This is a genomic window from Geodermatophilus sp. URMC 64, from assembly GCF_053502555.1.
In genome coordinates this window covers 1,525,018-1,545,316 of sequence record NZ_CP199955.1, presented here as the reverse complement: position 1 = coordinate 1,545,316, position 20,299 = coordinate 1,525,018, and the positions used below count along the sequence as shown (strand labels likewise).

The following is a 20,299-nucleotide window of genomic DNA, read 5'->3' as shown; positions in this document are numbered from 1 at the left end:
GCGCGGATCCGGATCCTGCAACGGTGCCCACTGCCGCGACCCGCTCCCCCGCTCCCGCCGTCCGCGTCCCCGGGCCGGTGCGGCTGCGGCAGACGCTGGTCGTCACGCTGGCCGTGGTCAGCGGCGCCACGGACGCCATCGGCCTGCTCGCCCTCGGCGGGGCCTTCACCAGCGTCATGACCGGCAACATGGTCCTGCTCGGCGTCGCCGCGAGCTCGGCCGACGGCACGCTGGCCGCCGCCTCGGGGCTGGCGATCCTGGCGTTCTGCGCCGGCGCCGCGCTCGGCGCGCGGGTGGCCGGTTCCCCCGGACCGGGCGACCGCGTCTGGCCGCGGCCGGTCACCGTGGGGCTCGCCGTCGAGCTGGTGTTCTTCGCCGCCTACGCCGTCGGCTGGTGGCTCACCGGCGGGGAGCCCGGGCCCGGGGTCGCCGTCGTGCTGCTGCTCTGCACCGCCCTCGGCCTCGGCATCCAGAGCAGCACGGTGCAGCGGTTCGGCGTCAGCGGCATGTCCACCACGTACCTCACCGGCACGCTCACCACGGTGGTGATCCGCCTGGCCACCGGGCGCGGCGTGCGCGAGGTGTGGCACAGCGTCGAGATCCTGCTCGGGCTGATCGCCGGCGCGGCCGCGGGCGCGGGCCTGCTGCTGCTCGTCCCGCTGGCGGCGCCGGTGCTGCAGCTGGCCGCGCTCGGCGCCGTCGTCCTCATCGGGGCGACGGTCGCCGGGCGCCGTTAGTTCTCAGGCGGGCAGCAGCCCGAGCTGCGCCAGCAGGCCGGCGGGGTCGTAGTAGATCCGGTGCTCGGTGACCTTGCCGTCGACGACGCGGAAGACGTCGGCGAAGGGCAGGTCCATCGGCCGGCCGGTGGGCGGGAACTCCCCGGCGGGCGTCTGCAGCGGGCCGGTGTGCGTCCCGGTGAAGCGGCCTTCCACGACGATCCGGTCGCCGTCCTCGACCGAGCGGTGCCGGGTGATCCGGCCGTCCGGGAAGGCCTGGAGGAAGGCCTGCCCGTAGGCGACGAACGACTCGATCCCGGACATCGGCTCGCTACCGGGAGCCTGCGTCACGACGTCGGCGGCGAAGAGGTCCGCGGCGTCGGAGAAGTCGTTGCCGTTGATCTCGGCGTAGTGCCGGTCGACGAGCTGCTCGAGGGTCATCGGGATGCTCCGGGTTACGCGGCGGACGCCGGTTCGGGGACGAGCCCGAGCTGGGCGAGCATCCCCAGCTGGTCGAGGTAGACGGTCACCTGCGCGAGGCGGTCGTCGCGCTGGGTGGCCACGGCGCAGAAGGGCATCGTGACCGTGCGGCCGGTCGGCGGCACCTCGCCCTGCGGCGTGGCGAGCGGCCCGGTGTGGGTGCCGGTCCAGGTGCCCTCGATCGCGAACCGGTCGCCGTCCTGGACGACGTTCGTGACGGAGTGCCGGCCGTCGGGCATGGCGGCGGCGAAGCCGCGGCTGAACTCCACCCACTCGGCCGCGCTCTGCAGCGCGGAGAACGGTGAGCTCATCCGGGCGTCCGGGTGCATGACGGTCTCGTACTCGTCCCAGCGCTGGCCGTCGATGACGGCGAAGAGCCGCTCGGCGAGGGTGCGCGCGTCGGTGGTCATCTGGGTCCTCCTCGGGTCACGGGTCCGACGGCGAGGAGCCTCCGGCGTTCGCGAGGACGACGGATGGGGTTTTCTCCCTATGTTTCGCCGCCGTCGGGTGGCACGAGGCCGTGCTGGACGGCCACGAGCGTCGCGGCCGAGCGGGAGTGGACGCCGAGCTTGGCGTAGACCGCCTCGACGTGGTGTTCGACGGTCTTGCGGGAGACGACGAGCGCCTCGGCGATGGCGGCGTTCGACCGGCCCCGCGCCAGCAGGCGCAGCACCTCGACCTCGCGGGCGGTGAGCCCCGCGATCGCGGCCGGACGGCGGCGGGCGGGGTGGCCGGCCGCGGCCAGGACCGCGTCGACCGCGTCGGCGTCCAGCCGGCCTCCGCGGCCCGCGGACCGCAGCGCCGCGGCGGCCTCGGCGGCGCCGAGCGCGGGACGGTGCGCGCGGTCGGCGACCAGGGCGGCGTAGACGTCGGCGGCGGCGAGGACGCGGGCCGGCACGCTCAGGTCGGCGCCGCGCTGGTTGCGGTGGTAGCCGCTGCCGTCGACCCGCTCGTGGTGCTGCCCGGCCAGCGCGGCGAGCGGCCGCAGGAACGGTGACCGGGCGAAGACCCGCTCGGTGACGTAGGGGTGCAGCCGCACCTGCTCCTGCTCGTCACGGTCCAGCGGCCCGGGCTTGTCCCACACCGGGACCGAGACGGTCAGCCGCCCGACGTCGTGCAGCCACCCCGCCCGCCGCAGTGCGGTGGCATCGGCGGCAGGGAGGCCGCAGTGCCGCGCGGCGGCGCCGGCGAGGTCGGCGACCGCGCGCGAGTGCCCTGCGGTGTACGGCGACTTCAGGTCGGTGAAGTCGGCGAGGGCGCACAGCACGTCGTCGATCTGCTCCGGGCCCGAGACGGGGGCGCCGCCGGGCTCGGTGGCGAGCACGTCGGCCCAGGCGTCGTCCGGGTCGGTGAGCAGCTCGGGCGCGTCGGCGAGGAACGCGTCCACGATCTCGGGCAGGAAGGCGCGGCCCCGCCGCTCGCGCAGCATGGCGACGGCGGCCTCCTCCCCCACCAGCCGCAGGTGGACGGTGACCGCCTCGGCGAGCTGGACGACCTGGGCGGGCAGCGAGAGCTCGCTCGTGCCGAGCCCTCTCGGAAACCCCCTCCGGTCGGGGCGCTCGAAGACCTTGGTGACGTCGTCGCGGAGGTGCGCGCGGAGGTCGCCGTCGAGGCCGAGCCGGTCGATCAGCATCTGCGCGACCTCGCACACGGCGACGCCGGCGTCCTTCATCACGCGGGCGCCGGTCACCAGGTGCAGCAGCGCCGCCGGCCGCTGGGCGAGCGGGCGCGAGCCGACGGTGAACTGCAGGAGGTACGGCATCAGCGCCCGGCCGTTCGAGACGTCGAGCGTGCCGATGCCGGCGCGGAAGGCCCGCTCGTCACCGAGGAGGGCGGCCAGCGATGCGTTCTCCGCGGTGCAGCCGATGTGCCGCAGCAGCGCGAGGTAGTGGACGCGGCGCCGGGCCGGCACGTCGAGGTCCATGCGCTCGGCAAGGCGCACCGCCCGCGAGCAGATCCGCAGTCCGGACTCCATCGGCATGACCATCGCGACGTCGATCGCCACCGACCACGCGGCCAGCAGCTCCGACAGCCGCACGGCGTCGCGCGTCGGGGAGGCACCGGCCGCCATGGCGGAACAGGCTAAGGCCGTCGACAGTCCCTGGCGCGGGCCTGCGCCATCTCGGAACTCCGATGCACGCGAGATGCCGAAACCGCTGTTCAGGGCGCCGGAAACTGTCGGACCCCGTCCCTAGGTCGGGGTCATGCAGCGGACGGCGGGCACCTCCAGGGTGGAGGGCTTTCTGGTCGACTGGGTGCGGACCCGGCCGGCGCCCGAGCCGCGGCTGCCGGTCTCGTGGCTGACCCCCGAGGAGAAGGCCGCCGAGCTGCAGCGCCTGCAGGGCGAGCGGGCGCGGCTGGCCGCCCGGGAGGCGGATCTGATGCTGGTGTTCGCCGCCGACCGCCCGGAGGAGGACGACCCGGCCGACGACCACCCGGGGGCGCGCAGCCGGGACTGGCGGCAGACCGAGCCGGAGTTCCCCGGGATCAGCGAGTCCTGTCCCGACGAGCTGGGCTTGGTGCTCGGCGTCGGGCGGGGTACCGCGGCGCACAGGCTGCGCCGGGCCTGGAGCTGGCGGCACCGCCTGCCGGCCACCGGCGCCGCCCTGGCGCGCGGTGCGCTGGATGAGCGGCGGGCGCAGATCCTCGCCGACACCCTGGAGCACATCCGCCCGGCGCCGGCCGCGCGGGTGGAGGCGGTGGTGCTGCCCGAGGCGGCCGGGCTGAATTTCGCCGCGCTCAAGCGGCGCATCCTCGAGGTGCTGCTCGACCTCGAGTCCGCCGCGGCCGACGAGAGCCGCGCGCTGGCGGAGCGCAACGCGGACGTGTTCGTCGAGCCCGGCCCGGCCGGGCGGGCCACGCTGGGCGCGGAGCTGCCGGCGGAGGAGGCCGCGGAGGGCGTCGACTTCCTCAATGCCCTGGCCCAGCAGGCCAAGGCCGACGGCGATGAGCGGCCGATCGGGCAGCTCCGCGCCGAGCTGTTCTCCCTGCTGGTGCGCGGCGCCGCGATCGGCGCGGACGGGGCGCGGGCCAGCCTGACGATCACCGCCGCGCTGGAGGCGCTGGAGGGAGCGAGCAGCCGGCCGGCCGCTGTCAACGGCTTCGCCATCACGCCGGCGCACCTGGCCGGGCTGCTGCGCCGGGTCGGCGCGCTCGGCCTGCACACCCCCGAGGGCGGGTCGCTGACCTTCGCGATCACCGATGAGACCGGCCGGCTGCTCGCCACGGTGAGCCGGGAGGAGTTGGAGAGGCTGGTCCGCCGCGGCGACGGGCTCACCCCGCCGGCGGCCACCGAGAGCTACACCCCGACCGGCGCGCAGCGGGAGTTCATCGGCACCCGCGACCGCACCTGCCGGCACCCGTTCTGCGGGCAGCGGGCCGGCTGGGCCGACCACGACCACGGCGTCGCCCACTCCCGCGGCGGGCCGACCGACTGCACCAACCTGTGCTGCCTGTGCCGCACGCATCACCGGCTGAAAACCCTGTTCCGCGGCTGGCGGTTCGCCATGGAGCCCGACGGCACCCTGCACGTCACCACCCCGTCCGGCATCACTCGCACCACCCGACCGTGGGCGATGCGCCGGCGACCCCCACCACCGCCGCCACCGCCCGACCCGGCCGACGATCCACCGCCTTTCTGATCTCCGCCGTGTCAACATCTCGGCTCGTCGCCAAGTCGGCGAGCCCGGCAAGCAGTTGTCTCGTTACAGCGATTGACCGCACGAAACCAAGCGGCAGGGTATTGATGCACGCCTCGCCACGCGGACGACGCTCGCGGAGGCCGGGCAGGCCACATGGTGCAGCGGCGAGGACTCGACGCAGGAAGGTGCCCTGATGAAGGCGATCGTCGTGACGGACCAGGCTGCGGGAACGGCCGGGATGACGCTGGTGGAGCGGCCCGAGCCGTCGGCAGCGATCAACGACGTCGTCGTCGAGGTTCATGCGTCGGGATTCGTCCCGACTGAGTTGGCGTGGCCCTCGACCTGGACCGATCGCCGCGACCGCGACCGCGCACCGTCGATCCCTGGGCACGAGCTGGCCGGAGTGGTCACCGCCCTCGGCTATGGCACGACGGGGCTGTCGGTGGGACAGCGGGTGTTCGGCCTCACGGACTGGCATCGCGACGGCACCCTGGCGGAGTATGCGGCCGTCGAGGCACGCAACCTCGCGCCGCTGCCGGGAGACGTCGACTTCACGGTGGGCGCGAGCCTGCCGATCTCGGGGCTGACCGCGTGGCAGGGACTGTTCGAGCACGGCCGCCTTCAGGCGGGGCAGAGCGTGCTCGTGCACGGCGCGGCCGGCGCAGTCGGGACGATGGTGACGCAACTCGCGCGTGAGTTCGGTGCGTACGTCATCGGCACCGGACGCGCCGCGGACCGTCAGAAGGCGCTCGATTTCGGCGCGCAGGAGTTCGTCGACCTCGACAACGACGCGCTGGGAGACGTCCACGGAGTCGACCTGGTTTTCGATGTCATCGGCGGCGACATCCAGCAGCGGTCCGCGGGTCTCGTTCGAGCTGGAGGAACGCTGGTGTCCGTCGTCGGACCGACCGAGGCGCGGCCCGCCGACGGCCTGGCCGTCGATTTCGTCGTCGAGGCCGATCGTGCCCAACTGGGTGAGGTCGTGCAGCGGGTACGGGATGGACGACTGCGGACGAACATCGGCACCGTCGCGACCCTCGACGATGCCGTGGCCGCCCTCAACCCGACCGAGCGACGCACGGGGAAGACGATCATCAGCGTTCGTCCGTGAGGACTCGGGAACAGCGACCGGCCCGGCCGGGCCCGGGAACTGATCCACACTTCGCGAGAGTCCTCATCGGGCGCACCGATGAGTCATGACAGCTCGCACCGTCTACGCAGGAGCGTGACCTCATCCAGCAGCCATCTGCTGGTCGACGACCGACCTGTCGAGCAGGCCGCGCGCCAGCCAGGAAACGGTGAAGGAGCTCGTCATGACTCACATCTCGACCCCTACCGCAGCGGTCGCTGCACGATGAACGCCCCCGCCACCACCATCACGCCGGTCCGCGTTGCCGACCTGCTCGCCGAGGGCGAGCGGATGCCGGTCTACGTGCACGTCATCGACCATCCCGAGGGGCGGGTGTTGGTCGACACCGGCCTGACGGAGCTCCACCCGCTGGTGGCCGACATGGATCCCCGGCTTCGGCCGCTGAGCGAGCAGGACTTCGATCTGGCCGGCATCGACATCGTGGTCAACACCCATCTGCACTTCGACCACTGCGGCGGCAACCACCTCTTCGCCGGCAGGCCGACCTATGTCCAGCGTCGGGAGCTCGAGGACGCGCGCAGCCAGGACGACTACACCATCCGCGAGTGGGTCGACGCGCCCGGCGTGCGCTACGTGCCGGTCGACGGTGAACTCGAGCTGCTTCCCGGGCTCCGACTCGTCCCGGCACCGGGCCACACACGCGGAACGCAGGTGGTCGTCGTCGAGAACGGCGGGCGTCCGGTCGTCGTCGCCGGCGACGTGGCGGTCTGGTTCGGGGAGCTCGACGAGCCGAGCACCGAAGGTCAGTTGCTGGTGCGTGCGCTCGACCCCGAGCTGGTGTGGCTCGCGCACGCGCACGAGCCATGGCGACCCCGCACCGTCTGAGGCCTCACGCAGCTGGCCCTGAGCGAGCCGCTCGAGGACACCGTCAGCGGCGGCGTCGTCCCTAGACGATCGCCTCGTGGAACAGCAAGGTCACCGCAATCACGATGAACGGCACCAGCGCGAGCTCCAGAACGGCAGCGCGAGCACGGAGTGCCACGGCTCTTCGGGTGCTCGGTACCCGCGGTGAAGTACGTCGTCTCGCCCTCGTCGGCGCCAGCTTCCGTGCATGGCCGAACGTCTCGACGGCGACGAGCTCACTCCCCGCGCACCAGGCGGGGGGAGCAGACGACGCACGGCCGTCGGATGACCTACCGAGAAGCCCGGAGCTGGGTGAAGCGCAGCGACGCGCTGCTTGGGCGGTGGCGCGGCCCAACGATCGACTGGGTCCCCGACCGGGAGAGAACGGCGTTCGTCGCAGAGGCGCGGCAGGCCGAAGGGCGAGGACGGTCTGACGCGCCCCCGGCTGGCGCGTACCCGCGGTGATTCAGAGCGTCTTCTCGAACCAGTGGTGGGCGTAGGGCTCGTCGTTGAACGCGGGGACCTCGCGGTAGCCGGCCGAGCGGTACAGGGCGATCGCCTCGACCAGCGACCCGTTGGTCTCCAGGTGCAGCACCCGGACGCCGTGCCCGCGTGCCTGGGCCTCCAGCTCGGTGAGCAGCCGCCGGCCGAGGCCGAGGCCGCGCGCGGCCCGGGACACCCACATCCGCTTCACCTCGGCCGGCGCGCCGGAGTGGAACTTCAGCGCTCCGCAGCCGACCGGCTCCCCGTGCAGCGTGGCCACCAGCAGCAGCCCGGCCGGCGGCGTCAGATCGGCCGCCTCCGCGGGGATGCTGCGGCCCGGGTCGAACCCGGCGTCGAAGCGCTCGTCCAGCTCGGCGGCGTACGCGGCCAGGCAGGCCCGCGCCTCCGGCCGACGCGGGTCGGTGACCGCGATCCGGACCATCGACGCGGTGAGCAGCCGCTCGACGTCGGCCATAGCCGCGGCCAGCCGGTCGCGCTGCCGGTCGTCGAGCGGCGTGAGGATGCCGGTGGCCAGCTCGTCGGACCGCCGGTCCAGCTCGGCGCGCTCGGCCCGCCCGGCAGGAGTCAGCCGCACCCGTCGCACCCGCCGGTCCGCCGGATCGGCCTCGACCGCGACCAGCCCGTCGGTCTCCAGCGCCCGCAGCAACCGGCTCAGGTAGCCCGAGTCCAGGTCGAGCCGGGCGCGCAGTGACCGGACCTCTGCGCCGTCCGGACCGATCTCCCACAGCAGCCGCGCCTGGCCGATCGGCCGGCCGCGGGACAGGTAGGTCTCACCCAGCACCCCCAGCCGCTGGGTGACGGTGCGGTTGAAGCGGCGGACCCGGGCGACAGCGGTCGCGTCCATTCCCTGACCGTAGTCAGAGAAATGACCGCCTTCCAGGGCCCATGGTCACTGGAGGCTCCCGGTGCGGGCGCCCTGCCACAGGTCGATGCCGGCGTCCGTGGCGTGCCGGTCGATCGCGGCCAGCTCGTCGGCCGAGAAGTCCAGGCGCGCCAGCGCGCCGACGTTGTTCTCGAGCTGGGTCACGCTGCTGGCCCCGATCAGCACCGTCGTCACCCGCGGGTCGCGCAGCGCCCAGGCCAGCGCCATCTGCGCCAGTGACTGGCCCCGGTCCCCCGCGATCCCGTTCAGCGCCCGCACCCGGCCGAGCGCCTCCTCGCTGAGCAGCTCGGTGGACAGCGACTTGTCCTGGCTGGCGCGCGAGCCCTCGGGGATGCCGTGCAGGTAGCGGTCGGTGAGCATGCCCTGGGCCAGCGGCGAGAAGGCGATGCAGCCGACGCCCTTGTCCGCGAGCACGTCGAGCAGGCCCTCGGTCTCGATCCAGCGGTTGAGCATCGAGTAGGACGGCTGGTGGATCAGCAGCGGCGTGCCGAGGCCGGCGAGGATCTCCACCGCCCGGGCGGTGTCCTCCGGCGAGTACGAGGAGATCCCGGCGTAGAGCGCCTTGCCCGAGCGGACGGCGGTGTCGAGGGCGCCCATCGTCTCCTCGAGCGGCGTCGTCGGGTCCGGCCGGTGCGAGTAGAAGATGTCGACGTACTCCAGGCCGAGCCGCGTCAGCGACTGGTCGAGGCTGGCGAGCACGTACTTGCGCGAGCCGCCGCCCTGCCCGTACGGCCCCGGCCACATGTCCCAGCCGGCCTTCGTGGAGATGACCAGCTCGTCGCGGTAGGCGGCGAAGTCCTCGCGCAGGTGCCGGCCGAAGTTGGTCTCGGCGGACCCGTAGGGCGGCCCGTAGTTGTTCGCGAGGTCGAAGTGCGTGATGCCGAGGTCGAAGGCCCCCCGCAGGATCGACCGCTGCCGGTCCAGGGGGACGTCGTCGCCGAAGTTGTGCCAGAGCCCGAGACTGATCGCCGGTAGATCGAGGCCGCTGCGGCCGCAGCGCCGGTAGATCATCGAGTCGTATCGGTCCTCGGCAGCGGTGTAGGCCATGCGGCCATCCTGCTGGCCACCGCGGCCGGCCGCGACGAGGCCCCGAGCGGCTCGTGCCCGGCCGCCCGGCGCTGTTGACACCGTTGGATCGAGAATCGATTATGTGACCACGGGCCGGGCGAGCAGCAGCCGCACCGGTCGCGTGGCTCCGGGGACCGCCCGGGCTCGAGTCCCCAGGGAGGTTCCCTCGTGCAGCGCGTGACGCCCACCGTCTTCACGTCCACCGAGATCCGTGGCTGCAACCCCAGCTACGTCGTCACCAACGCGGGCGTCGTGGTCATCGACACGCCGCAGCTGCCCACCAAGGCCCTCGAGATGCGCAAGCAGGCCGAGGCGGAGGGCCCGATCCGGTTCGTGATCAACACCGAGCACCACGTCGACCACATCTTCGGGAACTACTTCTTCAAGGGCGCCGGCGAGGTCGTCCACCACCAGGGCGTCGCGGACAACTTCATGGTCCCGACGCCGGACCTCGACCCGTTCGCCTACGCCCTCGAGGCCATCCCCACCGACGACCCGGACGCCGCGCCGATCGTGCCGGACCGGGACACCTACTACGAGGACCCCAACCGCGGCGACCTGGTCTTCACCGGCGACCTGGAGATGAAGGTCGGCGAGAAGACCTTCCACCTGATCCACACGCCCGGCCACACCCCCGGGCAGGTCGCGGTCTACGTCCCCGACGAGCGGGTCGTCTTCACCGGGGACACCGTGTTCTCCGAGTGCCAGACCTGGCTGATGACCTCCGACATCGACCAGTGGGTCGGCGCCCTCGACGTGATCCGCAGCCTCGACGTCGACACCGTCGTCCCCGGGCACGGGCCGGTGACCACCCCGGCGTACCTGGCCACCCAGCGCGCCGTGCTGCTGGAGTGGACCAGCGCCGTCGCCGAGGCGGTCGCGAAGGGCTGGTCGCGCGAGGAGACGATCGCCCGCGTCGACTTCCGCGACAAGTTCGGCCCGGTCGACGTCGGCCAGGGCTACATGATGGACCACATCCAGACGCTCAACGCGGCCTCGTTGTGGGACAAGTTCACCGCCAAGCGCGCTCCCGTCCGCTGAGCTCGGAGGAACCGGAACACCATGGATGAACTGCAGCGCTTCACCCTGACCGACCGCGTCGCCGTCGTGGCCGGGGGCTCCGGGGGCGTCGGCGTCCGGACGTGCGGCGCGCTGGCCGGCGTCGGCGCGAAGGTCGCGATCATCGGGCGCTCGAAGGAGCGGCTGGAGGAGGCGCGCCAGGCGGTCGAGCAGGCCGGCGGTGAGGCACTGGTCGTCGCCGGCGACATGGCCGGCAAGGAGGCCGCGGACGACGCGATCGCGCAGACCCTCGACGCCTTCGGCCGGGTCGACGTCCTGGTCAACGGCATCGGCGGCGGCGCCGGCACCGCGCTGTACCCGGCCGAGGAGTACCCGCAGGCGGAGTGGGACCGGATCCTCGACCTCAACCTGACGACGGCGCTGCTGGTCTCGCAGGCCGCCGCCCGCGCGATGATCGCCGGCGGCCGGGGCGGCTCGATCCTCAACATCAGCTCCGTCCGCGGCCAGCTCGGCATCGACGCCGGCTACTCCGCCTACGTCGCGGCCAAGGGCGCCATGGATGCCCTCACCCGCCAGCACGCCACCGAGTGGGCCAAGCACGGCATCCGGGTCAACGCGATCTCGCCGACGTTCGTGCGCACCGAGCAGGCGGCCTCCCTGCTGGCCCAGCCCGGGTTCTACGACAACCTGGTCGCCCGCATCCCGCTGCGCCGGATCGCCGAGACCGACGACCTGGTCGGCGCCCTGCTGTTCTTCTGCTCCGACGCCTCGGCGTTCGTCACCGGCCAGGTCCTCACGCTCGACGGCGGCCTCACGGCCACCCAGTGAGCTCCCCGGCGACCTGTGCGGTCGTCCGCGAGCCGGGCGGCCGCTTCCTCCTCGAGGAGGTCGTGCTCGAGGGACCGCGGCCGGACGAGGTCCTCGTGGACGTCGTCGCCTCCGGCATGTGCCACACCGACCTGCTGGTGCGCGACTCCCGCCCGGACTCCCTGCCGGCGGTCCTCGGCCACGAGGGCGCCGGGATCGTGCGGGAGACCGGCAGCGCGGTCCGCGGCGTCGCCCCCGGCGACAAGGTGGTCCTCAGCTTCCCGTCGTGCGGGGAGTGCCGCCGCTGCCGCACCGGCCGCTCGGCGTACTGCGACACGATCGCCGCGCTGAAGTTCGGCTGCCGCCGCCCCGACGGGTCCGTCGCCACGACCGACGCCGCCGGCCGGCCGGTCGGGGACCACTTCTTCGGCCAGTCGTCGTTCGGCACGCTCGCCGTCGCGAACGCGCGCAGCGTCGTGAAGGTCCCGGACGACGTCGACCTGCGCATCGCCGGGCCGCTGGCCTGCGGGGTGCAGACCGGCGCGGGGACGGTGCTCGACGTGCTCCGGGTGACCCCCGGCTCGTCGGTGGCGGTCTTCGGCGCCGGCTCGGTGGGCCTGTGCGGGATCATGGCGGCCCGGCTGTGCGGCGCGACGACCATCGTCGCCGTCAACCGCCGGCGGTCCCGGCTCACGCTGGCGGCCGAGTTCGGCGCCACCCACGTGGTGTCCCCCGAGGACGCCGACCCGGTCGAGGCGATCCGGGACGCGACCGGTGGCCGGGGGGTGGAGTTCGCCTTCGAGACCACCGGCGTCCCCGAGGTGCTCACCCAGGCCGTGCGCTCGCTGGACTCGCTCGGCACCTGCGCCTACGTCGGCACCGCGCCGCCCGGCGTGACCGGCGGCATCCCGATGCTGGAGGCCATGACGAAGGGCCTCACCGTGCGCGGGGTCCTGCAGGGCGACAGCACGCCGGCCCGGACGATCCCCCGGCTGCTCGACCTGCACCGGCGGGGGCTGCTGCCGTTCGACCGGCTGCTCACCCACTACCGGCTCGACGAGATCAACCGGGCCGCCGCCGACACCGAGACCGGCGACGTCGTCAAGCCGGTGCTGCTCATGGACGGCGCAGCCGCAGCGTGAGGAACGCCGGCTCCGTGCACAGCCGCGCGTAGCCCACCGGGTCGGTCGCGGCCAGCTCGGACAGCGGCCGGCGCCCGCCCGCCAGCGGCAGGGGCGCCCCCTCGCGCGCGAAGTGGGAGCCGCCGAGCCGGCGCTGGTCCGACGTCGGGTGATGGGTGGCGACGACCAGCCAGCCGCCCGGGCGCAGCACGCGGGCGATCTCGGCGAGCAACTGGGCGCGGGCGTCGACGTGGTGCAGCACGAGCTCGGCCAGCACACCGTCGAAGGAGGCGTCGGCGGCGAAGCCGAGCCGCTGCTCGAGGTCGTGCCGGCGCAGCTCGGCGCGGTCGCCGAGGCGGTCGCGCGTCGTCTGCCCGGCCCCCGATCAGGCGAAGGGGTCGAACGCCGCCGCCCGCACGGTGCCGTCCCCGGCCACGTCGACGGCGTAGCCGTTGAGGTACGGCGGCTCGCCGGGGTCGGTCCCGGTGAACCGGACGGCCACCGCCCGCAGCACCGGCGAGTGCGTCACCCCGATGACCGTGTCGGGGGCGGCCGGCCCCAGATCACCCAGGCTGGCCGCGAACGCCGCGATGCGCGCCGCCACGCCGGCGGCGTCGTCCCCGGGCGGGTCCGCGCAGTGCACCCAGTGCTCGATGCGGTCCGGCGCCGTGAGGAACCCACGGAAGAAGGGGACGGCGAGGACGCCGTCGGGCGTCATGCCCGGCACCTGGGCGGCGAAGGCCTCGGCCGTGCTGACCATGTCGACGCGCTCGCCGGCGAGGTAGATGTCGGGGTTGCGCAGGGCGAAGGCCACCACGGGCGGGGTGACGCGGGCCGACGGGTCGGCCGCCGTCAGACCCTCGAGCACCCCCTGCGCGGACTCCTTGGTCCGGCGGGTGGCGCCCGACAGGAGGCGCACCGAGCCCAGGCCGTGCCCGGCCAGCCGCTTGCCTGCCTCCTCGGCCTGAGCCCGGCCGGTGTCGGTCAGCGGCTGGTCGCCCCGGTGCGAGACCACCTCGCCGTGGCGCAGCAGGATCAGCCGGCGCCCCCGCCGGGTCGGGCTCACTTCGCCGGGTCGGGCAGCAGCACGTCGCGCACCACGCCCTCCAGATCGGCGCAGGCGGCGAGGAACTGGCGCAGCGTGCGCCGCGTGGCCCCGTAGCCCTCGAACTCGCCGATCGTCATCCCGTCCTGATCGTAGGCCCGCCGGAACTCCGGGAACTTCTCGCACAGGGTCGAGACGACGGCGTCGTCCACCGGGTCGTCGATCCGCGGCAGCGGCTCGATGCCGCTGGCGTTGAGCCGGACCTGCCACTCGAACGGCGGGGAGATCACGACGTCGCCGCCGACCAGCTGGCTCCAGTGCATGTGGTTGCGGAACGCCGCCGACAGCAGCCGGGTGCGGAAGCCCCGCTCGCGGAAGATCCGGTAGGCCTGCTTGAACACCGCGACGCCGGCCCACTCGAGGATCCCCGGGTCGACGGTGACGACGTCGCGGGCGGCGACCGCCTTCAGCCAGTCGTCGAGGCGGCCCACCATGATCGTGCAGACCGGGCCCATCGAGGCGACGTCGAGCCCCTCGGCCTCCCGCCGCTCCAGCCCGCGCTCGATGGCCTCGGCGACCGCGACCGCCTGCGGCACCGTGAACGACACCGTGGCGTTGATGCTGACCCCGCGGTAGGTGGCCTCCTCCATCGCCCGGATGCCGGCCTGCGTGGCCGGGATCTTCACGATGATGTTGGGCGCCAGCGCGTCGAAGGCCACCGCCTGCGCGACGAGCGCGTCGGTGTCGCGGTAGAGCCGCGGGTCGGTCTGCACCGACAGCCGGCCGTTGCGGCCGGCGTGCTCGGCGAAGGCGTCGGTGAGCAGCGCCGCCGCCTCGACCGACAGCTCCTCGACCATCGCCCAGCCGATCTGCGACTCCGTGGCCGTCGGGTGCGCCTCGGCGTACTCGCGGATCCGCCGCTGCCACCGCGGCAGGTCGCTGCGCAGCGCGGCCAGCGCGATGACCGGGTTGCAGGTGGCGCCCACCGCCCCCCAGCCGATGGCCGCCGAGAGCTCGGCCGGGGTGGCCGAGTCGTTCCAGAGCACGGTCGGGGTCTCCCGCGCCATGCGCAGGAGGGGCGGCGCCGTCGGGACGGCGGTGGTCGCCAGGTCGGTCATCTCACTCCTCACACAAGTGCGTCGGCGCGGTGCGCGGTGCGCGCACCGCGCCGACGGCGGTGTTCAGCGGGTCAGTCGTTGGCCCACGGCGGCGGGTTGCCGGTCGCCTTCGCCGGCTCGTCGCGGCTCGGGTCCGGCGAGTCGGGCCCGAACAGACCGCCGAAGGTCTGGTCGACCTCGTCGATCGTCTTGACCACCTTGAAGCCAAGCTCGTCGCCGTCCTTGACGATCTGCACGACGTAGGCCGGCTGGATCGAGTTGCGGTTCTCGTCCAGCGTCACCTGCCCGTTCGGGAAGGTGGGCTGCAGCCCGGCCAGCGCCTCCTGGAAGGCCTTGGAGTCGTCGCTCAGGTCGCCGTCCACCTGCTCGAGACCCTGGAGGATCGCCTGCATGCCGTCGTAGTACAGGACGGTGAAGAGGCTGTCACCGGGGACGTCGGGGAACTCCCCGGTGAACCCGTCGACGTAGTCGGTCCAGTCGCCCTCGGTGCCGCCGAGCGGGACCGGGGAGCCGCCGACCAGGCCCTCGAGCTGGTCGCCGACGGTGAAGGACGTCGGGTCCATCACCGACGAGCCACCGAGCAGGAAGTCGCCCGGGTCCTTGCCGATCTGGATGAACGCCTTCTCGGCCGCGACGGTGTTGGTGCCACCGGTGAGCAGCAGGACGCCGTCGACGTCACGCGGCAGCTGCGCCACCGGCGACGACCAGTCGGTCTGGGTCAGCGGCACCCAGCTGCGCGCGGTGACCTCGCCGCCCAGCGAGGTGAACTCGCTGACGAAGCCCGCGGCCTGGGTGTACGGGTAGGAGTAGTCCTCGCCCAGGATGGCGACCTTCCGCCAGCCCTTCTCGTTGTAGGCGTAGGAGCCCAGGCCCGCCATCCACTGCGCGCCGTCCCCACCGAAGCGGAAGAAGTTGGGCGCCTTCACCTGCAGGGTCGTGGACTGCGCGCCGGAGGTGCCGTTGACGAAGGTGACCTCGGGGTGGCTCTTGGCGTAGTTGGCCACCGCGACACCCTCGTCGCCCGAGAGCGGGCCGAGCAGGATCTGCACGCCGACGTTCTCCACCAGGCGGCGGGCCTCGGCGACAGCCTTGTCCGGGGTGGCGTCGGAGCAGCCGTAGCTGATCGCCAGCGGCTTGTCGGCCACCGTCGCGCCGGTCACCTGGTCCTGCGGCTCCTGGCCGTCGGCCTTGCCGCCCGCGTCCTTGATGAGCGCGTACTTGGCGCCGGACAGCGACTCCGCCTCGAACGTGGCGAACGGACCACCGCAGGTGGTCAGCACGCCGATCTGGATGGCTCCCTCGGGAGCCTCCGCCGGCGCGGCCGCCGTCTCCGACGCCGACCCGGACGACGAGTTGTCGTTGCCACCGCACGCGGTCAGCGCCAGCGCGGCGCCGGCCACCACGGCGATCGCGCCCCGGGCGCGCAGCCGGCTCGTGGAGTTCCTCATTGACTCTCCTGCTCCCTGGCTGAGGGGCGGCCGGAGCCGCTCCCATCCGCTCAACCGATAATCGATTGACGATCACCGGGGATGATAGGGATCACATTTTCCGCACGTCAAGGGCGTCCGCACGCCCGTGCCCGAATCGTCTCCGCAGGCCGGACGGCCGTCCCGGCAGGACGACGAGGGCGGCGGGCCGGTCGGCCCGCCGCCCTGCTCAGCGCCGCCGCGTCAACGCGCCGTGGGCATGTCGAACGACGCGTCCCGCTCCAGTTCCGGCCAGCGCTGGGTGACCACCTTGGCGCGGGTGTAGAACCGGACGCCGTCGGGGCCGTGCACGTGGTGCTCGCCGAAGAGGGAGTTCTTCCAGCCGCCGAAGGAGTGGTAGGCCATCGGCACGGGGACCGGCACGTTGACGCCGATCATCCCGACCTTCACGCCGCGGACGAACTTCCGCGCGGCGCCGCCGTGCGAGGTGAAGATCGCCGTCCCGTTGCCGTAGGGGTTGGCGTTGATCAGGTCGATCGCCTCGTCGACCGTGCCGGCGCGCAGCACCGACAGCACCGGCCCGAAGATCTCCTCGCGGTAGATCTCCATGTCCGGCCGCACCTGGTCGACCAGCGTCGGGCCCACGAAGAAGCCGTTCTCGTGCCCGGGGACGACGAGGTCGCGGCCGTCGACCACGACCTTGGCGCCACTCTCCTCCCCCGAGGTGATCAGCGAGACGATCCGCTCCTTCGATGCCTGGGTGACGATCGGCCCCATCTCGCTGCCCGGCTCGCGACCCGGCCCGACGCGCACCGCGCGGCTGCGCCGGTCGAGGACGTCGATGAGCTCGTCGCCGACCGAGCCGACCGCGATGGTCGCCGAGATCGCCATGCACCGCTCCCCCGCCGAGCCGTAGGCGGCGGCGGCGAGGTGGTCGGAGGCGAAGTCGAGGTCGGCGTCGGGCAGCACGATCGCGTGGTTCTTGGCGCCGCCGAGCGCCTGCACCCGCTTGCCGTTGCGCGTGCCGCGGTCGTGCACGTACTGCGCGATCGGCGTGGAGCCGACGAAGGAGACCGCGGCGACGGCCGGGTGGTCGAGCAGCGCGTCGACGGCGACCTTGTCGCCGTGCACGACGTTGAAGACGCCCGGCGGCAGGCCGGCCTCGGCCCACATCTCGGCGAGCAGGAGCGACGCGGACGGGTCGCGCTCGCTGGGCTTGAGCACGAAGGTGTTCCCGCACGCGATCGCGACCGGGAACATCCACATGGGCACCATCGCCGGGAAGTTGAACGGCGTGATGCCGGCGACCACGCCCAGCGGCTGGCGGAAGCTGTAGCTGTCGACGCCGGTGGAGACCTGGTCGGAGTACTCCCCCTTGAGCAGCTGGGGGATCCCGCAGGCGAACTCGACCACCTCCAGCCCGCGCTGCACCTCACCCGCGGCGTCGGAGAGCACCTTGCCGTGCTCGTCGGTGATGGCCGCGGCGAGCTCGGCCTTGCGGCGGGAGACGATCTCGCGGAACGCGAAGAGGATGCCCGTGCGCCGCGACAGCGACGACTCCGACCACTCCTCGAAGGCCGCCGCGGCGGCCGCGACCGCCCGGTCGACGTCGGCGGCCTCGGCGAGCAGGACCTCGGCCTGCTGCTCGCCCGTGGCCGGGTTGAACACCGGCGCCCGGCGACCGCCGGAACCGGAGTTCTCGGCGCCGTCGATCCAGTGCTGGATGGTCCTCACGGTCGGTCTCCCTCGTCGTCGAAGGCTGTGCTTGCCTGAAGGGCGCGCCACACGCGCTCGGCGGTGAGCGGCAGGTCGCGCACCACCACGCCGGTCGCCTCGGTGACCGCGGCCGCGACCGCCGGGGAGACGGCGAACAGGCCGCCCTCCCCCGCGCCCTTCGCGCCGTACGGACCGGGGCCGTCCTCGTTCTCGACCAGGTGGGAGTGCAGCTCGAGCGGCACGTCCTTGGTGGTCGGGATGCGGTAGTCGAGCGCGCCGAGGTTCACGATCCGGCCGTGCTCGTCGAAGATCAGGTGCTCCATGAGCGTGTGGCCCAGGCCCATGATGGCCGCGCCCTCGTCCTGCGCCTCGACGTGCGCCGGGTTCAGCGCCCGCCCGACGTCGGCGACGGAGACGTGCTTGACGATCAGCAGCTCGCCGGTCTCCCGGTCGACCTCGACCTCGACGGCGGTCGCGTTGAACTCGTAGAAGGACGGCGACCCGCCCAGCGGGTGCGTCGGCACCGCCTCGCCGCGGCGGGACCCCACGCCGATCACCTCGCCGCGCACGCCCGCGAAGCCGGCGACGAGCACCTCGGGGAAGGCGAGCTTGCGGCCGTCGACGACGACGGTTCCGTTCAGGACCTCGACGTCCTCGGTGCCGAACGCACCGGCCGCCAGCTCGCCGACCTGCCGCTTGACGTCGCGGCAGGCCTCGGCCACCGCGGTGCCCATGAAGACGGTGGAGCGGCTGGCCGACGTCTGCAGGTCGAACGGCGCCATGCCGGTGTCGCCCATGACCACCGAGACGGCGTCGACGTCGACCCCGAGCTCCTCGGCGGCGATCTGGGCGAGCACCGTCCGGGCGCCCTGGCCCATGTCGGAGGTGCCGGCGAGCACGGTGGCGCTGCCGTCCATGTGCAGCCGCACGATGGAGTACGAGGCGCCGGTCGTGGCCGAGGATTTGATCGCGACGCCGATGCCGCGACCGCGGTTCGGCGCCAGCGGCGCGCCCCAGCCGATGGCCTCGGCGGCGGTGCGCAGGCTCTGCGGCCAGTCGCCGTCGGCGGGCTTGTCCCCGGCCACCACCTCCTCGCCGCGGCGGGCGAGGTTGCGCATCCGGATCTCCAGCCGGTCGAGGCCGAGGCGGCGGGCGGCCTCGTCCATCTGCGACTCCACCGCCCACGCCACCTGCGGCGTGCCGAACCCGCGGAACGCCGTCGCCGGCGGCGTGTGCGACAGCAGCGCCCGCACGCGCGCGCGGGCGTCGGGCACCCGGTAGGGACCGCAGAAGAGATAGGTGGACTTCGAGACCACCCGGACGGCGATGTCGGCGTAGGCGCCGAGCAGCCCGTCGATCTCGGCGTCCTGGAACAGCAGGGTGCCGTCCGTGTCGAAGCCGGTGCGCATGCGCACCCGGTAGGCGGTGCGGCGCACGGCCTGGAACGTCTGCGCCAGGGTGAGCGCCAGCCGGACCGGCCGCCCGGTGCGCCGGGCGAGGAAGGCCAGCAGCGGCTCGAACTTGGCGTGCTGCTTGCCGCCGAACGCGCCGCCGGGGTCGGGGGCGACCACCCGGACCTTGGCGATCGGCAGGCCGAGCATCGCCGCGATGCCCGACTGCAGCAGGTAGGGGTGCTGGATGGCGCTCCAGACGGTGAGCCCGTCGCCGTCGGGCGCCGCGAGGAACACGTGCGGCTCGATCGCGAAGTGCGTGACCATCGGGAAGGTGTAGGTGTTCTCGACGACGCAGGGCGCGCCCGCGGCGTCGACGTCCCCCCACCCGAACCGCCACTCGCGCACCGTGTTGGTGGAGGCGAGCGGGCCGTCGCGGAGCGCGGGGTCCTGCACCAGCGGCGCGTCCTCGGCGAGGGCGTCCTCGACGGTGAGCACCGCGGGCAGCTCCTCGGCCTGCACGCGCACCAGCGCGGCCGCCTCCTCGGCGGCCTGCTCCGTCTCCGCGGCGACGGCCGCCACCGCCTCGCCGTGGAACTTCGTCTCCCCGACCGCGAGCACCGGCCGGTCGGCGTGGACGGGACCGAACCGCGGCATCGGGTCGGGGAGATCCGCCGCGGTGAGCACCGCCCGGACGCCGGGCACCGCCTCGGCGGCCGCGGTGTCGATGCCGACGATGCGCGCGCGGGCGCAGTCGAGCGTGACCAGCTTGACGTGCAGCAGGTCGTCGGGCTTGACGTCGCCGACGAACCGCTGACGGCCGGTGACCCGCTCGTACCCGCCGACGCGGCGCGCGGAGACGCCGATGCGCGGTCCGGTCACGCCGCCGGCTCCTCGTCCGTGCCCGCCACGCGCTGGACCGCCGCGACGATGCGCTGGTAGCCGGCGCACCGGCACAGGTTGCCGGCCAGGCCCTCCCGGATCTCCGGGACACTCGGCCGCGGGTTCTCGTCGAGCAGCGCCTGCGCGGCCATGACCATGCCCGGGATGCAGAAGCCGCACTGGACGGCGCCCGTGGCCAGGAAGGCGTCCTGCAGCGGACTCAGCCGCCCGCCGTCCTCGAGGCCCTCGATGGTCGTGACGTCCATGCCCCCGGCCTCCACCGCCAGCACGAGGCAGGAGTTCACGGCGCGCCCGTCGATCAGCACGGTGCAGGCACCGCACTCGCCCTCGGCGCAGCACTCCTTGCTGCCGGTCAGGTCGAGGTCCCAGCGCAGCGCGTCGAGCAGCGTCTCGGTGCTCGAGACGGCGACCGACCGGGGGACGCCGTTGACCGTGAGGTCGACCGGATAGCTGTCGGCGGCCATCG

General features: G+C 73.5%; 18 protein-coding genes and 1 pseudogene. 7 read left to right on the top strand and 12 right to left on the bottom strand.

Annotation, left to right across the window (positions count from 1 at the left end; all coding sequences use genetic code 11):
* The first annotated feature begins 23 nt into the window (after nucleotides 1-23).
* Nucleotides 24-737, top strand: coding sequence for a DUF1275 family protein (locus tag ACWIYF_RS07665; RefSeq protein WP_448627519.1), 714 nt, complete (start codon nucleotides 24-26; stop codon nucleotides 735-737).
* A 3-nt stretch (nucleotides 738-740) separates the two neighbouring features.
* Here the strand turns inward: ACWIYF_RS07665 and ACWIYF_RS07660 are convergent, their stop codons facing one another.
* From ACWIYF_RS07660 to ACWIYF_RS07650, 3 genes are all read right to left on the bottom strand, one after another.
* Entirely contained in the window at nucleotides 741-1,157 is a 417-nt protein-coding gene (locus tag ACWIYF_RS07660) for an ester cyclase (RefSeq protein WP_448627518.1), read from the bottom strand.
* Nucleotides 1,158-1,171: 14 nt separating this feature from the next.
* A complete protein-coding gene (locus tag ACWIYF_RS07655) occupies nucleotides 1,172-1,606 on the bottom strand; it encodes an ester cyclase (protein WP_448627517.1) in 435 nt (144 codons plus the stop codon).
* Between the two features lie 77 nt (nucleotides 1,607-1,683).
* Nucleotides 1,684-3,267 carry an HD domain-containing phosphohydrolase gene (locus tag ACWIYF_RS07650; protein ID WP_448627516.1) on the bottom strand — a complete coding sequence of 528 codons (1,584 nt, stop codon included), beginning with the start codon at nucleotides 3,265-3,267 and terminating at the stop codon, nucleotides 1,684-1,686.
* A 133-nt stretch (nucleotides 3,268-3,400) separates the two neighbouring features.
* Between ACWIYF_RS07650 and ACWIYF_RS07645 the strand changes: the two genes are divergently transcribed.
* From ACWIYF_RS07645 to ACWIYF_RS07635, 3 genes are all read left to right on the top strand, one after another.
* Nucleotides 3,401-4,837: a DUF222 domain-containing protein gene (locus ACWIYF_RS07645; protein WP_448627515.1), complete on the top strand. Its 1,437-nt coding sequence runs from the start codon at nucleotides 3,401-3,403 to the stop codon at nucleotides 4,835-4,837.
* A 193-nt stretch (nucleotides 4,838-5,030) separates the two neighbouring features.
* Nucleotides 5,031-5,948, top strand: coding sequence for an NADP-dependent oxidoreductase (locus ACWIYF_RS07640; RefSeq protein ID WP_448627514.1), 918 nt, complete (start codon nucleotides 5,031-5,033; stop codon nucleotides 5,946-5,948).
* Between the two features lie 78 nt (nucleotides 5,949-6,026).
* The gene (locus tag ACWIYF_RS07635) at nucleotides 6,027-6,812 is read left to right on the top strand and encodes an MBL fold metallo-hydrolase (protein ID WP_448627513.1); all 786 of its coding nucleotides are present in this window, start codon (nucleotides 6,027-6,029) and stop codon (nucleotides 6,810-6,812) included.
* A gap of 484 nt (nucleotides 6,813-7,296) precedes the next feature.
* Here the strand turns inward: ACWIYF_RS07635 and ACWIYF_RS07630 are convergent, their stop codons facing one another.
* Both ACWIYF_RS07630 and mgrA read right to left on the bottom strand, forming a co-directional pair.
* On the bottom strand, nucleotides 7,297-8,178 hold the full coding sequence (locus ACWIYF_RS07630; protein ID WP_448627512.1) for a bifunctional helix-turn-helix transcriptional regulator/GNAT family N-acetyltransferase: 882 nt from the start codon (nucleotides 8,176-8,178) through the stop codon (nucleotides 7,297-7,299).
* Between the two features lie 45 nt (nucleotides 8,179-8,223).
* Nucleotides 8,224-9,264, bottom strand: coding sequence for an L-glyceraldehyde 3-phosphate reductase (mgrA, locus tag ACWIYF_RS07625; RefSeq protein WP_448627511.1), 1,041 nt, complete (start codon nucleotides 9,262-9,264; stop codon nucleotides 8,224-8,226).
* Between the two features lie 189 nt (nucleotides 9,265-9,453).
* Here mgrA and ACWIYF_RS07620 point away from each other — a divergent pair, with 189 nt between their 5' ends.
* The 3 genes from ACWIYF_RS07620 to ACWIYF_RS07610 are packed head-to-tail and all read left to right on the top strand — an operon-like array spanning nucleotide 9,454 to nucleotide 12,254.
* On the top strand, nucleotides 9,454-10,326 hold the full coding sequence (locus ACWIYF_RS07620; RefSeq protein ID WP_448627510.1) for an MBL fold metallo-hydrolase: 873 nt from the start codon (nucleotides 9,454-9,456) through the stop codon (nucleotides 10,324-10,326).
* Between the two features lie 21 nt (nucleotides 10,327-10,347).
* The gene (locus ACWIYF_RS07615) at nucleotides 10,348-11,133 is read left to right on the top strand and encodes an SDR family NAD(P)-dependent oxidoreductase (protein WP_448627509.1); all 786 of its coding nucleotides are present in this window, start codon (nucleotides 10,348-10,350) and stop codon (nucleotides 11,131-11,133) included.
* Nucleotides 11,130-12,254, top strand: coding sequence for an NAD(P)-dependent alcohol dehydrogenase (locus ACWIYF_RS07610; RefSeq protein ID WP_448627508.1), 1,125 nt, complete (start codon nucleotides 11,130-11,132; stop codon nucleotides 12,252-12,254). Before ACWIYF_RS07615 ends, ACWIYF_RS07610 begins: the two co-directional genes overlap by 4 nt.
* Here the strand turns inward: ACWIYF_RS07610 and ACWIYF_RS07605 are convergent.
* From ACWIYF_RS07605 to ACWIYF_RS07575, 7 genes and pseudogenes are all read right to left on the bottom strand, one after another.
* Nucleotides 12,229-12,576, bottom strand: a pseudogene (locus tag ACWIYF_RS07605) (class I SAM-dependent methyltransferase); the annotation flags it as partial. The gene ACWIYF_RS07610 and the pseudogene ACWIYF_RS07605 overlap by 26 nt on opposite strands.
* Nucleotides 12,577-12,618: 42 nt before the next feature.
* Nucleotides 12,619-13,299, bottom strand: a complete 681-nt coding sequence (locus ACWIYF_RS07600; protein WP_448627507.1) for a histidine phosphatase family protein — start codon at nucleotides 13,297-13,299, stop codon at nucleotides 12,619-12,621.
* On the bottom strand, nucleotides 13,296-14,396 hold the full coding sequence (locus ACWIYF_RS07595; protein WP_448627506.1) for a transaldolase family protein: 1,101 nt from the start codon (nucleotides 14,394-14,396) through the stop codon (nucleotides 13,296-13,298). Before ACWIYF_RS07595 ends, ACWIYF_RS07600 begins: the two co-directional genes overlap by 4 nt.
* Nucleotides 14,397-14,467: 71 nt before the next feature.
* A complete protein-coding gene (locus tag ACWIYF_RS07590; protein WP_448627505.1) occupies nucleotides 14,468-15,844 on the bottom strand; it encodes an ABC transporter substrate-binding protein in 1,377 nt (458 codons plus the stop codon).
* A gap of 222 nt (nucleotides 15,845-16,066) precedes the next feature.
* Entirely contained in the window at nucleotides 16,067-17,557 is a 1,491-nt protein-coding gene (locus ACWIYF_RS07585) for a CoA-acylating methylmalonate-semialdehyde dehydrogenase (protein ID WP_448627504.1), read from the bottom strand.
* On the bottom strand, nucleotides 17,554-19,812 hold the full coding sequence (locus tag ACWIYF_RS07580) for a xanthine dehydrogenase family protein molybdopterin-binding subunit (protein WP_448627503.1): 2,259 nt from the start codon (nucleotides 19,810-19,812) through the stop codon (nucleotides 17,554-17,556). Before ACWIYF_RS07580 ends, ACWIYF_RS07585 begins: the two co-directional genes overlap by 4 nt.
* Nucleotides 19,809-20,297, bottom strand: coding sequence for a (2Fe-2S)-binding protein (locus ACWIYF_RS07575; RefSeq protein ID WP_448627502.1), 489 nt, complete (start codon nucleotides 20,295-20,297; stop codon nucleotides 19,809-19,811). Before ACWIYF_RS07575 ends, ACWIYF_RS07580 begins: the two co-directional genes overlap by 4 nt.
* Nucleotides 20,298-20,299: the final 2 nt, after the last annotated feature.

What these genes read in the sequence shown, in the direction of transcription:
- ACWIYF_RS07660 (WP_448627518.1), bottom strand. Translation starts at nt 1,157, where the DNA reads ATGACCCTCGAGCAGCTCGTCGACCGGCACTACGCCGAGATCAACGGC.
- ACWIYF_RS07655 (WP_448627517.1), bottom strand. Translation starts at nt 1,606, where the DNA reads ATGACCACCGACGCGCGCACCCTCGCCGAGCGGCTCTTCGCCGTCATC.
- ACWIYF_RS07650 (WP_448627516.1), bottom strand. Translation starts at nt 3,267, where the DNA reads ATGGCGGCCGGTGCCTCCCCGACGCGCGACGCCGTGCGGCTGTCGGAG.
- ACWIYF_RS07645 (WP_448627515.1), top strand. Translation starts at nt 3,401, where the DNA reads ATGCAGCGGACGGCGGGCACCTCCAGGGTGGAGGGCTTTCTGGTCGAC.
- ACWIYF_RS07640 (WP_448627514.1), top strand. Translation starts at nt 5,031, where the DNA reads ATGAAGGCGATCGTCGTGACGGACCAGGCTGCGGGAACGGCCGGGATG.
- ACWIYF_RS07635 (WP_448627513.1), top strand. Translation starts at nt 6,027, where the DNA reads ATGAGTCATGACAGCTCGCACCGTCTACGCAGGAGCGTGACCTCATCC.
- ACWIYF_RS07630 (WP_448627512.1), bottom strand. Translation starts at nt 8,178, where the DNA reads ATGGACGCGACCGCTGTCGCCCGGGTCCGCCGCTTCAACCGCACCGTC.
- mgrA (WP_448627511.1), bottom strand. Translation starts at nt 9,264, where the DNA reads ATGGCCTACACCGCTGCCGAGGACCGATACGACTCGATGATCTACCGG.
- ACWIYF_RS07615 (WP_448627509.1), top strand. Translation starts at nt 10,348, where the DNA reads ATGGATGAACTGCAGCGCTTCACCCTGACCGACCGCGTCGCCGTCGTG.
- ACWIYF_RS07595 (WP_448627506.1), bottom strand. Translation starts at nt 14,396, where the DNA reads ATGACCGACCTGGCGACCACCGCCGTCCCGACGGCGCCGCCCCTCCTG.
- ACWIYF_RS07590 (WP_448627505.1), bottom strand. Translation starts at nt 15,844, where the DNA reads ATGAGGAACTCCACGAGCCGGCTGCGCGCCCGGGGCGCGATCGCCGTG.
- ACWIYF_RS07575 (WP_448627502.1), bottom strand. Translation starts at nt 20,297, where the DNA reads ATGGCCGCCGACAGCTATCCGGTCGACCTCACGGTCAACGGCGTCCCC.